The sequence below is a fragment of the Burkholderia sp. MSMB1459WGS genome, from assembly GCF_001534535.1.
Taxonomy (GTDB): domain Bacteria; phylum Pseudomonadota; class Gammaproteobacteria; order Burkholderiales; family Burkholderiaceae; genus Burkholderia.
Map to the genome: position 1 here is coordinate 72,500 of NZ_LPMU01000026.1, position 12,450 is coordinate 84,949.

11 protein-coding genes and 1 riboswitch are annotated in these 12,450 nt (G+C 69.7%); of the genes, 6 read left to right on the forward strand and 5 right to left on the reverse strand.

The annotated features are described in order from the left end of the window. Positions 1-60: 60 nt before the first annotated feature. A complete protein-coding gene (locus tag WT97_RS11970) occupies positions 61-459 on the reverse strand; it encodes a hypothetical protein (RefSeq protein ID WP_059795130.1) in 399 nt (132 codons plus the stop codon). A gap of 370 nt (positions 460-829) precedes the next feature. Between WT97_RS11970 and WT97_RS11975 the strand changes: the two genes are divergently transcribed. Both WT97_RS11975 and thpR read left to right on the forward strand, forming a co-directional pair. Then, positions 830-2,320, forward strand: coding sequence for a sodium:alanine symporter family protein (locus WT97_RS11975; protein WP_059499751.1), 1,491 nt, complete (start codon positions 830-832; stop codon positions 2,318-2,320). After that, positions 2,317-2,883: an RNA 2',3'-cyclic phosphodiesterase gene (gene thpR / locus WT97_RS11980; protein WP_060353517.1), complete on the forward strand. Its 567-nt coding sequence runs from the start codon at positions 2,317-2,319 to the stop codon at positions 2,881-2,883. The genes WT97_RS11975 and thpR overlap by 4 nt, the downstream gene beginning before the upstream one ends. Before the next feature lie 108 nt (positions 2,884-2,991). Here thpR and WT97_RS11985 read toward each other — a convergent pair whose 3' ends face one another. The 4 genes from WT97_RS11985 to WT97_RS12000 all read right to left on the reverse strand — a co-directional run bounded on the left by WT97_RS11985 (position 2,992) and on the right by WT97_RS12000 (position 8,411). Next, positions 2,992-4,365, reverse strand: coding sequence for a D-amino acid dehydrogenase (locus WT97_RS11985; protein WP_060031503.1), 1,374 nt, complete (start codon positions 4,363-4,365; stop codon positions 2,992-2,994). A gap of 25 nt (positions 4,366-4,390) precedes the next feature. Further along, positions 4,391-5,653, reverse strand: coding sequence for an MFS transporter (locus WT97_RS11990; protein ID WP_059499748.1), 1,263 nt, complete (start codon positions 5,651-5,653; stop codon positions 4,391-4,393). A gap of 215 nt (positions 5,654-5,868) precedes the next feature. After that, complete coding sequence (locus WT97_RS11995; RefSeq protein WP_059499747.1) at positions 5,869-6,645, reverse strand: SDR family oxidoreductase; 777 nt, start codon at positions 6,643-6,645, stop codon at positions 5,869-5,871. Then, positions 6,642-8,411 (reverse strand): ABC transporter ATP-binding protein/permease, encoded by a 1,770-nt coding sequence (locus WT97_RS12000; RefSeq protein WP_059499746.1) that lies wholly within the window; start codon positions 8,409-8,411, stop codon positions 6,642-6,644. The genes WT97_RS11995 and WT97_RS12000 overlap by 4 nt, the downstream gene beginning before the upstream one ends. 270 nt (positions 8,412-8,681) lie before the next feature. Further along, positions 8,682-8,805, forward strand: a riboswitch (TPP riboswitch). 225 nt (positions 8,806-9,030) lie between these two features. On the opposite strand from WT97_RS12000, the gene WT97_RS12005 reads away from it, so the two are divergent. From WT97_RS12005 to thiE, 4 genes are read left to right on the forward strand one after another with little or no spacing between them, the layout of a single operon-like run. After that, complete coding sequence (locus WT97_RS12005; RefSeq protein ID WP_060353518.1) at positions 9,031-10,167, forward strand: FAD-dependent oxidoreductase; 1,137 nt, start codon at positions 9,031-9,033, stop codon at positions 10,165-10,167. A gap of 32 nt (positions 10,168-10,199) precedes the next feature. Beyond that, complete coding sequence (thiS, locus tag WT97_RS12010) at positions 10,200-10,397, forward strand: sulfur carrier protein ThiS (protein WP_006488534.1); 198 nt, start codon at positions 10,200-10,202, stop codon at positions 10,395-10,397. Positions 10,398-10,434: 37 nt separating this feature from the next. Next, positions 10,435-11,250 (forward strand): thiazole synthase, encoded by an 816-nt coding sequence (locus WT97_RS12015; protein WP_059499745.1) that lies wholly within the window; start codon positions 10,435-10,437, stop codon positions 11,248-11,250. Further along, positions 11,247-12,371, forward strand: a complete 1,125-nt coding sequence (gene thiE / locus WT97_RS32645; RefSeq protein WP_082751377.1) for a thiamine phosphate synthase — start codon at positions 11,247-11,249, stop codon at positions 12,369-12,371. The genes WT97_RS12015 and thiE overlap by 4 nt, the downstream gene beginning before the upstream one ends. Positions 12,372-12,450: the final 79 nt, after the last annotated feature.

The window sequence follows — 12,450 nt, forward strand, 5'->3', positions numbered from 1 at the left end:
GCTGAATCGCGCAAGCGGGTTTCGACCAAAACCGGGCGCCCGAGAGGGTGCCCGGTTTTTTTATTTCCGAAGCGGTGGGCGATCGTGGGCTTGTCCGGTCGGGGCGCCCAGCGGATCGACGGTTCGTCCGTAGCTTGCAAGCTGCTCGTTGCAGTCGATCATCGCGGTATATCGGATTTCGTCCACGCGCAGCGGCCATTCCCACACACCCAGCTTCCACGCGTGATACTGCGGCGCGCCGTCGAACCGAATGCTGTCCGGCCGTATCCCATGCTCCTTGAGGAGGCGGATCTCGACCGTTTTTCGGAGCGTATCGACAGCCATGTCGGGGCAACTGCCTTCGGTCCGCTCATATCGGGAAGTCGCGACGACGAAAAATAGGAGCGCGTAGATGCAGATCGTTACGGTCACCACCCGGAGAACCAGCCGGAACCATCCGCGTACGATTCTGGAAATCATGGCGCTCTCAATGCGGGATGAACAACGGGAGGGGTAACCCCGGCAGCAGAATGCCCGGCGCCGGCAGAGGCCTGCCAGCGCACCTGTCCCAAATCGCGTGTCGGGCCCGCGTGCCCGCAAGACATTGCGACGTCCGGATTTTCACGTCAGGCGCACGCGCCAGCCAACAGCCTGGACCGGAAGGGTCATCGCCTCGCTACCGCCGCATTTTCACGAAGCGTCGTCTAACCTGACGACATCCGGCCTTGATTTTTCATCATCTCAATTTCTTTCGTTTTGTAATAATCCTTGAAAACTGTCATATCATGTCGCCCCTCGGGCCGCGTTCGCGGTCGTCGCACATGACTGACGCTATTTACAAGGACTCTGGATGGAAGCATTCGTGCAAGGGCTGGTCGACGCCGTCAACGGCGTGTTGTGGAATTACGTGCTGATCGCACTGCTGCTCGGCGTGGGCATGTGGTTCACGCTGCGATTCCGGATGATCCAGCTGAAGGCGCTGTTCCTCAGCATCAAGCTGGTCGGCAGCAAGGGCGAACCGGGCAGCATTTCGTCGTTCCAGGCGTTCGCGACCGGGCTTGCGAGCCGCGTCGGCACCGGCAACATCGCCGGCGTCGCGGTCGCGCTGACGGTCGGCGGGCCGGGCGCGATCTTCTGGATGTGGATGACGGCGCTCGTCGGGATGTCGTCCGCGTTCGTCGAGGCCACGCTCGCGCAGATCTTCAAGGTGTCGCACGCGGACGGCAGCTATCGCGGCGGCCCCGCGTACTACATCCAGACGGGCCTGCGCTCGCGCGGCTTCGGCGTGCTGTTCTCGCTGTCGCTGATCCTCGCGTTCGGCTTCGTGTTCAACGCGGTGCAGGCCAATGCGATCGCCGATGCGTTCGACACGTCGTTCGGCTGGAGCCGCGCGAGCGTCGGTCTCGGTCTCGTGCTGCTGACCGCGCCGATCATCTTCGGCGGCATCCGCCGGATCGCGGCGGTCGCGCAGGTGATCGTGCCCGTGATGGCGATCGGTTATCTCGCGCTCGCGGTCTATGCGGTCGCGACGCACATCGCGCTGGTGCCGGGCGTGATCGCGCTGATCGTGAAAAGCGCGTTCGGCCTCGAGCAGGCGGCGGGCGGGCTGACGGGCTATGCCGTCAGCCAGGCGGTCGCGATGGGCGTGAAGCGCGGGCTGTTCTCGAACGAGGCCGGCATGGGCAGCGCGCCCAATGCGGCGGCGACCGCCAGCACGCGCCATCCGGTGGTGCAGGGGTTGATCCAGATGCTCGGCGTGTTCGTCGACACGATCGTGATCTGCAGTGCGACGGCCTTCGTGATCCTGCTGTCGGGCCAGTACGAGCTCGGTACCGGCATGGAAGGCGCGGCGCTCACGCAGCGCTCGATCGCGAGCCACGTCGGCGACTGGGGGGGCATCTACATGGCGTTCGCGATCTTCTTCTTCGCGTATTCGTCGGTGATCGGCAACTACGCGTATGCGGAAGGCAACGTCGAATTCATCACGAAGCGGCGCGGCGTGCTGCCGCTGTTCCGCGTCGCGGTGCTCGGCATGGTGATGTTCGGCAGCGTCGGGCAACTGCCGCTCGTGTGGGCGATGGCCGATACGAGCATGGGGCTGATGGCGATCATCAACCTGATCGCGATCCTCGCGCTCGGCAAGTACGCGCACGCCGCGTGGGCCGACTATCGCCGCCAGCGCGCGGCGGGTGTTACCGATCCGGTGTTCACGCGCAACACGATCCCCGAACTCGCGCGCGTGCTGCCGGGCGATGTGTGGGGCGAACACGGCCCGCTGCCGCAGCGTCCGGCGTCGGCCGATGCATCGAACGCGCCGCGGGCGGCCGTGAGCGAGTCATGAATGGAGACCGGCTCCGTGCGTTCGTCGCGCTGATGCCCGATACGGCGTCGCGCGACGCGCTGCGCGCGTTGCCGGTCACCCGTGGCGCGCGGCGCACGCTGCCCGCGCAACTGCACATGACGCTCGCGTTCGTCGGCGCGATCGAGCGGGAACGGTGCGACGCGCTGGCCGCGCACCTGCCCGCGCTCGCGGCCGCGCATGCGTTGCCGTCGTTGCCTGTCGAGCGGATCGCGTGGTGGCCCAGCCTGCCGCGCGCGAGGCTGATCGTTGCGGAACTTGCGGCCGACGCCGCTTGCGTCGCGCTGAATGCGGGGCTCGCGGCGCTGCTGCGCGAACTCGGGGTGCCGGCCGATCGGCGGCCGTTCCGGCCGCACGTGACGCTCGCGCGGCTGCCGCACGACGCGGTCGGCCAGCCGGCGCACGGCGGTGCGGTGGGGCGTGCCGTCGCGCTGCGGTTCGACGCGCTCACGCTGTTCGAAAGCCGGTTGTCGCACGAAGGCGTGTCGCACCGGCCGATCGTGTCGGCGCCGATTGCCCGGGCGGACGACGCGGCGACGGGTTGAGCCGCCCCGGCGCGTCCGGCGAATCGTTGAGACCGGTCGCCCTCCCGATCGTTTCGGATGCCGACGTGCCGCTCTGCATCGTGCCGCGCACGTCGCCCGGCGTCCTGCCTAGCGCTCGTAGCGCGCGAGCGTCAGCCCCGACAAATCGATCTCCGGCTCCCGCCCCGTGACGAGATCCGCGAGCACCTTCCCCGATCCCATCGACATCGCCCAGCCGGTCGACCCGTGACCGACGTTCAGCCACAGTCCGTCGATGCGGCTCGCCCCCAGCAACGGCGGCCCGTCGGGCGTCATCGGGCGGCGGCCGACCCAGAAGCGGGCGGACGCGCGCTCGGCCGCGTGCGGGAACCAGTCGTCGAGCACCTTCATCAGCGTATCGAGCGCCTGCTGCCGCAGCGCCGCGTGCCGGTTGCCGAGTTCCGCGGTGCCCGCGACGCGCAGCGTCGGGCCGAAGCGCGTAATCGCCGTCTTCAGCGATTCGTCCATCAGCGCGGCGCGCGGCGCCTTTTCGTCGTCGACGACCGTGAGCGTCGCCGAGTAGCCTTTCACCGGATACAGCGGCACGTCGATGCCATGCGGCCGCAGCAGGGCGGCACTGTCGACGCCGAGCGCGACCACGATCGCGTCGGCCGCAAGCAGCCCGTCGCGCGGCAGGGTTCCGGCCGACGCGGCGCGGTCCGGCGCCGGGCGGCTGGGCTGCCCCCCGTCACGCAAGCCGGTGCCCGCGCCTTCATCGCACGGCGCGCGGCCATCCGTTCCGGCCGCGCCTACTCGCACGCCGCGCACCTTGCCGCCCGCGACGTCGAGCGCATGAATCGCGGTGCGGAATCGGAACGTCACGCCGTTCGCTTCGCACAGCGCCCTCAGTTCGCGCGTGAAGCGCGCGCAATCGCCGGCTTCGTCGTCGGGCAGGTAGATGCCGCCGACGGGGGCCTGTCGCGCCCAGCGCAAGCCGGGCTCGATCGCGGTGCAGCCGGCGGCGTCGAGTTCGCGAAACGCGATGCCGGCGTCGCGCAGCACCTTCAGCGCCGGTTGCACCATCTCGACGTCGAATGCGCCGCGCAGCAACTGCAGGTAGCCGCGGCTCGCACCATAGTCGAACGGATGACGGTCGCGAAACGCATGCAGGCACGCGCGGCTGTAATACGCGATGCGCTGCATCCGCTGCTTGTTCACGCGGAATCGCTCGAACTCGCATTCGCGTAGCCAGCGCGCGATCCAGCGCCACTGCGCGGCATCGAGCGTCGGCCGGAAGATCAGCGGCGACGCAGGCTTGAACAGGTATTTGAGGATCTTGCCGGGCATCCCCGGCGCGGCCCACGGCGTCACGTAGCCGGGCGCGATCACGCCCGCGTTGCCGAGGCTCGTCGCTTGCGCGACATCGGCCTCGCGTTCGATCACGGTGACGTCGCAGCCTGCTTCGCGCAGGTGCCAGGCAGTGGTGACGCCGATCACGCCGGCGCCGAGAACGATCACGTGCATGCGGGTTCCCGAACGGGCAAGGTGCTTACGATGCGACGGCCGGATCGTCGGCGAGCGACTTGCCGCGCGTTTCCGGCAGCACGAGCGCGGCGACGATCACGAGCAGGTAGCCGCCGCCGGCGACGAGCCCGATCGCCTTCACGAGCGACATCGACTGCGACAACGATCCGACCAGGATCGGGAAGAACGAGCCGAGCCCACGGCCGAGGTTGTAGCAGAAGCCCTGGCCCGAGCCGCGGATCGCGCCTGGATACAGCTCCGACAGATACGCGCCGACGCCCGCGAAGATGCCCTGCACGACGATGCCGAGCGGGAAGCCGAGCAGCAGCATCGCGGTATCGGTGATCGGCAGCATCGTGTAGGCCATGCCGAGCGAGAACGAGCCGACCGCGAACAGGATGAACGACGCGCGTCGGCCGAGCCGGTCGGACAGGATCGCGCCGACCACGTAGCCGACGAACGAGCCGACGATCAGCACGACGAGATAGCCGCTCGTGTTGAACACCGACAGGTGGCGCACGGTTTTCAGGTAGGTGGGCAGCCACGTCGTGATCGCGTAGTAGCCGCCGAGCATGCCGGTGCACAGCGCGCTGCCGAACAGCGTCGCGCGCAGGTGCGGCGGCGAGAAGATCTCGAGGAAGTGGCCCGACACGCGGCCTTCGTCGCGGGCGCGGCGCGTGGCCGTGTAGATGTCGGGATCGCTGACGTTGCGGCGGATGTACAGGATCCACAGCGCGGGCGCGAGACCGATCCAGAAGCACGCGCGCCACGCGAGCTGCTCGGGCAGCAGCGCGAAGAACGCCCAGTACAGGATCGCGGCCGCGCCCCAGCCGAACGACCAGCTGCTCTGCACGGTGCCGACTGCCTTCGCGCGATGCTCGGGCGAGCGGATCGTCTCGGCCATCATGATCGTCACGACCGACCATTCGCCGCCGAAGCCGAAGCCCTGCAGCGTGCGCGTCGCAAGGAGCTGCCAGAACGAATGCGTGAAACCGGACAGGCACGTGAACAGCGCGAACGTCGCGATCGTCCACTGCAGCACGCGCACGCGGCCGAAGCGGTCTGCGAGGATGCCGGCGACCCAGCCGCCGATCGCCGACGAGATCAGCGAACTCGTCGCGATCATCCCGGCCTCGCTCTTCGTCATGCCCCAGGTGGCGATCAGCGTCGGAATGAGGAACGAATAGATCATGAAGTCGAACGCATCGACCGCATAGCCGCCGAATCCGGCGTACAGCGTTCGTCGCTCGCGCGTCGACAATTCGTTGAACCACTGGAATGCCTGCATGCCTGCCGCCCCCTCTTGTGTCGTCTCTCGTATCGCGCTGCCGTACGGCGGCTATTTTACGGGCGGGATGAAGGGCGCCAAAAAGGTGCGTGCGGGGGCAGGCGCGGCAGCGCGGCGGGTGGACGGTCGGGCCAGGAGCGACGCTCGATCGTGCGTGAGCGCTATGTGGACGCCGGCGGCTACCTGCGCGCCGGCACGGCTGGCACGCGCTCGCGTCAGAGCGTCAGGCCGCCGTCCACGTGGATGACCTGGCCGGTGATCTGCCGTGCCGCGTCCGACAGCAGGAACGCAATCAGCGCGGCGACGTCGTCGGGTTCGGCGATCCGGCCGAGCGGCGTCGCCTGTTCGGCGCGGACCCAAGCGGCCGCATTGTCCGCGCTCGGGCCGTGGTCCTTGCGCGTGAAGCCGGGCGCGACCGCATTGACGGTGATGCCGCACGCGGCGAACTCGGCTGCCGCCGAGCGCACCAGCGATTCGAGCGCGGCTTTCGCGGCGGCGGTCGCCGCGAACGGGGCGTCCGCCCGATAGCGGTGCGCGACGAACGAGCTGACCGCGACGATGCGCGGCGCCGTCGACGCTTCGAGCAGCGGCCGTGCGCGGGCCGCGAGCGCGGAGAACGCGCCGGGCATCGCGGCGAAGGCGGATGCGAGCGCGTCCGCGCAGAGGTCGGAAAAGGATTGCCGCGCGGCGAAGCCGGCGTTCGCGACGAGCTGGTCGAGCCCGCCGAAGCGGGCAGCGGTGGCGTCGACGAGCGCGGCGGCGACGCCCGCTTCGGCGAGATCGCCGGTGAGCGTCACGCATTGCGCGCCCGCTGCCGTACATCGGTCGGCGACGTCGGCGACGCGTGCGCGGGCTGCCGGGTCCGCGCCGCGCGCATGCAGCGCCAGCGCGACGCCGGGCGCCGCGAGTCGCCGCGCGAGCGCCGCGCCGATCCCCGAACCTGCGCCGGTGATCAGCGCGATCCGCGCGATGTGCGCGGCGCGTGCGTTCACGCGGCGACCTTGTCGTCGCTGTTCACGCGCTCGACGTTGATCGTGCCGCCGTGGAACGCGGCCAGCGATTCGCGGTGCGCGATGCTGACGATCGCCGCCTTCGGCAGCCGTTCGGCGAACAGGTGATAGAGGCGGGCTTCGTTGTCGGCGTCGAGCGCGCTGGTCGCTTCGTCGAGGAACAGGAAGTCGGGCTTGTGCAGCAGCACGCGGGCGCCGGCCAGGCGCTGTTGCTCGCCGGGCGACAGCACGCGGGTCCAGTGCGCGGTTTCGTCGAGGCGCTCGACGTAATCCTCGAGGCGGCACGCGCGCAGCGCGTCGCGGCACGCTTCGTCGCTGAACGTGTCGGGCGTCGCCGGGTAGGTGAGCGCGGCCTTCAGCGTGCCGATCGGCAAATAGCTCGTCTGCGGCACGAACATCATCCGCGCGCCGACCGGCGCATCGATCGCGCCGTCGCCGAACGGCCACAGGCCCGCGAGCGCACGCATGAACGTGCTCTTGCCGGATCCCGACTTGCCGACCACGAGCCAGCGCGAGCCGGGCTCGATCGTGACGTCGCCGATGTTCGCGAGCGCGTTGCCGTTCGGCAGCGCGAGCTTGAGCGACGACGTGGACAGCTTCGCCGCGTCGATGTAGTGCAGGTTGATGCCGCCGTGCTCGGTCGCAGGCGACAGGCTTTCCTTCAGGTGCGACGTGCCCATCACGCGCTTGAATTCGCGCAGACGGTTGACGGTGGCGCGCCATTCGACGAGGGTCGAGTAGCTGTTGACGAACCACGAGAACGAATCGCTGACGGTGCCGAACGCGGACGAGATCTGCATCAGCACGCCGAACGAGAACGCGCCTGCGAAGTAGCGCGGTGCGGCGACGACGAGCGGGAAGATGATCGCGATCTGCCCATAGAAGCTCAGCACGAACGTGAGCCGCTTCGTGTACTTCATCACGCGCCACCAGTTGTCGCGGATGCGCATGAAGAGGGTCTGCGCGTTGCCGGTCTCGGTCTTTTCGCCGTCGTAGAACGCGATCTGCTCGGCGTTCTCGCGCACGCGGATCAGCCCGAAGCGGAAATCGGCCTCGACGCGCTGCTGCTGGTAGTTGATCGACACGAGCGGATGGCCGACCTTCTGGATGATCAGCGAGCCGACCACCGCGTACAGCGCGGCCGCCCACACCATGTAGCCGGGAATCGCGATCGGCGTCGCGCCGAGCGTAAACGTCAGCGCGCCGGCGAGCGACCACAGGATCGTGATGAACGACACGAGCGTGACGACCGTCGACAGCAGGTCGAGCGACAGTGCGAGCGTCGTGGTCGCGAACGACTGGAGGTCGTCGGTGATCCGCTGATCGGGGTTGTCCGCGAGGCGGTCGCGCTCGATCCGGTAGAACGCGCGATCGCCGAGCCACTGGCCGAGAAAGCGCTCGGTGAGCCACTGGCGCCAGCGGAAGCCGAGCATCTGCCGCAGGTAGCGGCCGTACACGGCGAGGATGATGAACGCGAAGGCGAGCGCGGAGAACTGCATCAGCAGGTTCGGGAAGTCGTGGACGTCCTTCGACTGCAGCGCGTTGTAGAACTGCGCGTTCCACTTGTTCAGCCGGACGTTGATCCAGACCACGCAGAGGTTGATCGCGATGATCGTGACCAGCAACCCCCACGCGATTTTCCATTCGGACGATACCCAGTAGGGCTTGATGAGGCTCCATGCGGATACCGGGCGCTCGTCCTGCGGCGCGTCGGAGACGGAGCGGACGGGGTCGATCGATTGGGTCATGTGCTTCCTGATGAGTAGCCGGCGCGCGGGCCGGGCGAAGCCGGGCGCGCGCCGCGATACGGCATGCCGGGGCGCGGCGCCGACTGACGGCGGGCGTCCGGATGGTCGCCCGTGCGTCTTAAATGGCACTTAAAAACCGGCGGTGACGCGGCAACCGGCCACTCGCGCGGCCGGCCTGCGGGCATTGTGCCAGAGCGGCGCAGCGCGCCGGCGAATTTGCCGCAAGGGGGACAGTTTGCGGCGCTTTCCGCTTTTATGGTCTAATGGCCGACGACGAAACAGGGGTGCTTCGTGGCGTGGCCGGCAGATGTTCCGGGCAGCGCGGCGAGGCTGAGAAAGACCCTTCGCACCCGATCCGGGTAATACCGGCGAGGGAAGTTTCTGATCCCGCCGGGCCGCGCTGGCCGCCATCCCACATGGTCAGCGCCCGAGTCCCGCCCGGCCGGCCTTTGCTGCCGGTTTCGTCCTTTTGGGTACGCGCATTGCGCGTTACGGAAGGAATGATGACCGCACAATCCTCAGTCTTTTGCATGATTCCCGGCCCGGTGTCGCGTGCGTTCGCATGCGGCGGCGCGTGCGCGTCGACGTTCGTCGCGCGTGGCCGCGCGGAGGGTGCGCGATGAACGTCCGCGATACACGGCCCGATTTCGCGGTGCTCGGCGGCGGGCTCGTCGGCCGCCTGATCGCGTGGCGGCTCGCGGGCGACGGGCATCGCGTCGCACTCTACGAGCGCGGCGGCCCAGACGGCGAGCAGTCGGCCGCGTGGATCGCGGCCGCGATGCTCGCGCCGCTCGCGGAAGCGGCGAGCGCGGAACGGCTGATCACCGAGCTCGGCGCCGCATCGCTCGCGCGCTGGCCGCAGTGGCTCGCCGAACTGCCCGAACCCGTCTTTTTCCAGCATCGCGGCACGCTCGTCGTCTGGCATCACGCGGACCGCGCAGAGGCGCCGCTGTTCGAGCGGCGCCTGCGCGCGAACGCGCCGGCGGAGCTGTTCGACGGCGGCTTCGTGACGCTCGCCGGCGCGCAGGTCGACGCGGCCGAACCCGCGCTCGCGGGCCGCTTCGCGCGCGGGCTGATGCTGCCGCGCGAAGGGCAGCTCGACAACCGCCAGGCGCTGCGCGCGCTCGCGGCGGGCCTCGCGGAACGCGGCGTCGCGCTGCACTGGCACGCGTCGGTCGACGACGCGAACCGGCCTGCCGCCCATTTCACGATCGATTGCCGCGGGCTCGGCGCGAAATCCGCGCTGCCCGGGCTGCGCGGGATCCGCGGCGAAGTCGCGCGCGTGCATGCGCCGGGCATCGGGCTCACCCGGCCCGTGCGGTTGCTGCATCCGCGTTACCCGCTGTACATCGCGCCGAAGCAGGACGATCTCTATGTGATCGGCGCGACCGAGGTGGAGGGCGAGGACATGTCGCCCGTCAGCGTGCGCTCCGCGCTCGAACTGCTGAGCGCGGCGTTTTCCGTGCATCCGGCGTTCGGCGAGGCGCGCATTCTCGAACTCAACGCGCAGTGCCGGCCGACGCTGCCCGATCATCGCCCGGCGGTGATCTGGGACGGCGCATCGACGCTCGCCGTCAACGGCCTTTACCGGCACGGCTTCATGATCGCGCCGGAAGTCGCGCAGGCGGCCGTCGCGTTCGCGCAGGCCGCGCTCGGCGGCTCGCTCGGCGATGCCGACGCGTTCGCCGCATGGCGCGACGCCGCACGCTGGCCGACGCTGCTTCATCACCGCAACGACGCGCGCCAGCCGGCCTGACGCGCGCCGCCGACCGAATCCGACCCAGCCTCATGGATATCCAGATCAATCAACAGACCCTGACGTTGCCCGACGGCGCGACGGTGGCCGACGCGCTTGCCGCGTACGGCGCGCGTCCGCCGTACGCGGTGGCGCTGAACGGCAACTTCGTCGCGCGCACGCAGCATGCGGCGCGTGCGCTCGCGGCGGGCGACAGGCTCGACGTCGTGCACCCCGTCGCAGGCGGCTGAGCGCCGCCGTTTCGCCCCGCTCTTCCAGGAAAACGACATGACGTCCCACACCTCCGCCGACGCGCTCACGCTATACGGCGCCACTTTCGCAAGCCGCGTGCTGCTCGGCACGTCGCGCTATCCGTCGCTGCAGTCGCTGTCCGATTCGATCGCCGCGTCGCGCCCCGGGATGGTGACGGTCGCGCTGCGCCGCCAGATGACGGGCGGCACGGCCGAAGCCGGCTTCTTCGATCTGCTCAAGCGCCACGCGGTGCCGCTGCTGCCGAACACGGCCGGCTGCCAGACCGTCGCCGAAGCCGTGACGACCGCGCACATGGCGCGCGAGGTATTCGACACCGACTGGATCAAGCTCGAACTGATCGGCGACGACTACACGCTGCAACCCGACCCGGTCGGGCTGATCGAAGCCGCCGCGCAACTGATCAAGGACGGCTTCAAGGTGCTGCCGTACTGCACCGAGGATCTCGTGATCGGCCGGCGCCTGCTCGACGTCGGCTGCGAGGCGCTGATGCCGTGGGGCGCGCCGATCGGCACCGGCAAGGGCGTCGTGAATCCGTACGGCCTGCGCGTGCTGCGCGAGCGGCTGCCGGACGTGCCGCTGATCGTCGACGCGGGGCTCGGCGTGCCGTCGCACGCGTGCCAGGTGATGGAGTGGGGCTTCGACGGCGTGCTGCTGAATACGGCCGTCTCGCAGGCCACGCACCCGGAGATCATGGCGCGCGCGTTTGCGCAGGGCGTCGAGGCCGGCCGCGCCGCGTATCTCGCCGGCCCGATGGACGCGCGCGAAACCGCGCACGCGAGTACGCCGGTCGTCGGGATGCCGTTCTGGCACCAGGACGGGGGCGGCGCATGAGCGCGCGCTTCGCCGATGCGTTCTGGCCGCCGGCCGACGAACTGGCCGAAGCGGCCGAGCGGATTCGCGCGCGGCTCGGCGACTGGCCGGACGGCGCGGCGCCGTGGCGGCTCTGCGTGGCGGCGCCCGACGTGCCGGCCGACGGCGACGTGCTGATCGTGTCGGCCGGCGATCGTGCCGCGCAGGCGCGTGCGTCGGCCGTGTCGCGGCCGGCGTCGCCGGCGGCGGTGGCGATCGAATTCGACGAGCAGGGCGCCGTGCTGCATGCGGCCGGCGTGCGCTACGCGCTCGACGCCGCGCATCCGCTCGCGGACGACTGGATCGCGGCGCTCGCTGCGTTCCTCGATTGCGGCTTCGCGCCGGTCGACGCGCTGGTGCTCGCGCTGGCGTGGCGCGACGGCGACGAGACGCGCGCCGCCGACGCGTGGCCGGTCGATGCCGCGCAATTCCCGCGCGTCGCCGGGTTGCCGCCCGCGCCGGAGCCCGCGTTCGCCCCGTGCCCCGCGCAGCTCGGCCTCTATCCGGTCGTGCCGAGCGCCGAATGGGTCGAGCGCGTGCTCGACGGCGGCGCGCGAACCGTGCAATTGCGCGTGAAAGACGCGACGCCGGACGCGCTGCGCCGCGAAATCGCGCGCGCGGTCGCGGCAGGGCGCCGTTATCCCGATGCGCGCGTGTTCATCAACGATCACTGGCAGATCGCCGTGGAAGAGGGGGCGTACGGCGTACATCTCGGCCAGGAGGACCTCGAAACGGCCGATCTGGCGGCGATTGCGCGCGCGGGCCTGCGGCTCGGACTGTCGAGCCACGGCTATTACGAGATATTGCGGGCACTGCACGAGCGGCCGAGCTACCTCGCGCTCGGCCCCGTGTACGCGACCGCCACCAAGGCGGTCGCCGCGCCGCCGCAGGGCCTCGCGCGGATCGCCCGCTATGCGCGCCTGGCCGGCGCGCGGGCGCCGCTCGTCGCGATCGGCGGGGTGGGGATCGACGCGCTGCCGGCCGTGCTGGCGACGGGCGTCGGCAGCGTCGCGGTGGTCAGCGCGGTCACGGGCGCGGCCGACTATCGGACGGCGCTTATTGCACTGCAGCAGTGCTTTGCCGGACAATTTGACAATCATTGACCGCGGGGTCCGGAACGGCGTCACGACATCATTCCAATGCAGGCCCTATAATTCGGCGTTCTGCGTAAAAGGACTGTCA

Bases quoted from the DNA above. Each gene is read 5' to 3' on its own strand.
- WT97_RS11970 (WP_059795130.1), bottom strand. From the start codon at position 459: ATGATTTCCAGAATCGTACGCGGATGGTTCCGGCTGGTTCTCCGGGTG.
- WT97_RS11975 (WP_059499751.1), top strand. From the start codon at position 830: ATGGAAGCATTCGTGCAAGGGCTGGTCGACGCCGTCAACGGCGTGTTG.
- thpR (WP_060353517.1), top strand. From the start codon at position 2,317: ATGAATGGAGACCGGCTCCGTGCGTTCGTCGCGCTGATGCCCGATACG.
- WT97_RS11985 (WP_060031503.1), bottom strand. From the start codon at position 4,365: ATGCACGTGATCGTTCTCGGCGCCGGCGTGATCGGCGTCACCACTGCC.
- WT97_RS11990 (WP_059499748.1), bottom strand. From the start codon at position 5,653: ATGCAGGCATTCCAGTGGTTCAACGAATTGTCGACGCGCGAGCGACGA.
- WT97_RS12000 (WP_059499746.1), bottom strand. From the start codon at position 8,411: ATGACCCAATCGATCGACCCCGTCCGCTCCGTCTCCGACGCGCCGCAG.
- WT97_RS12005 (WP_060353518.1), top strand. From the start codon at position 9,031: ATGAACGTCCGCGATACACGGCCCGATTTCGCGGTGCTCGGCGGCGGG.
- thiS (WP_006488534.1), top strand. From the start codon at position 10,200: ATGGATATCCAGATCAATCAACAGACCCTGACGTTGCCCGACGGCGCG.
- WT97_RS12015 (WP_059499745.1), top strand. From the start codon at position 10,435: ATGACGTCCCACACCTCCGCCGACGCGCTCACGCTATACGGCGCCACT.
- thiE (WP_082751377.1), top strand. From the start codon at position 11,247: ATGAGCGCGCGCTTCGCCGATGCGTTCTGGCCGCCGGCCGACGAACTG.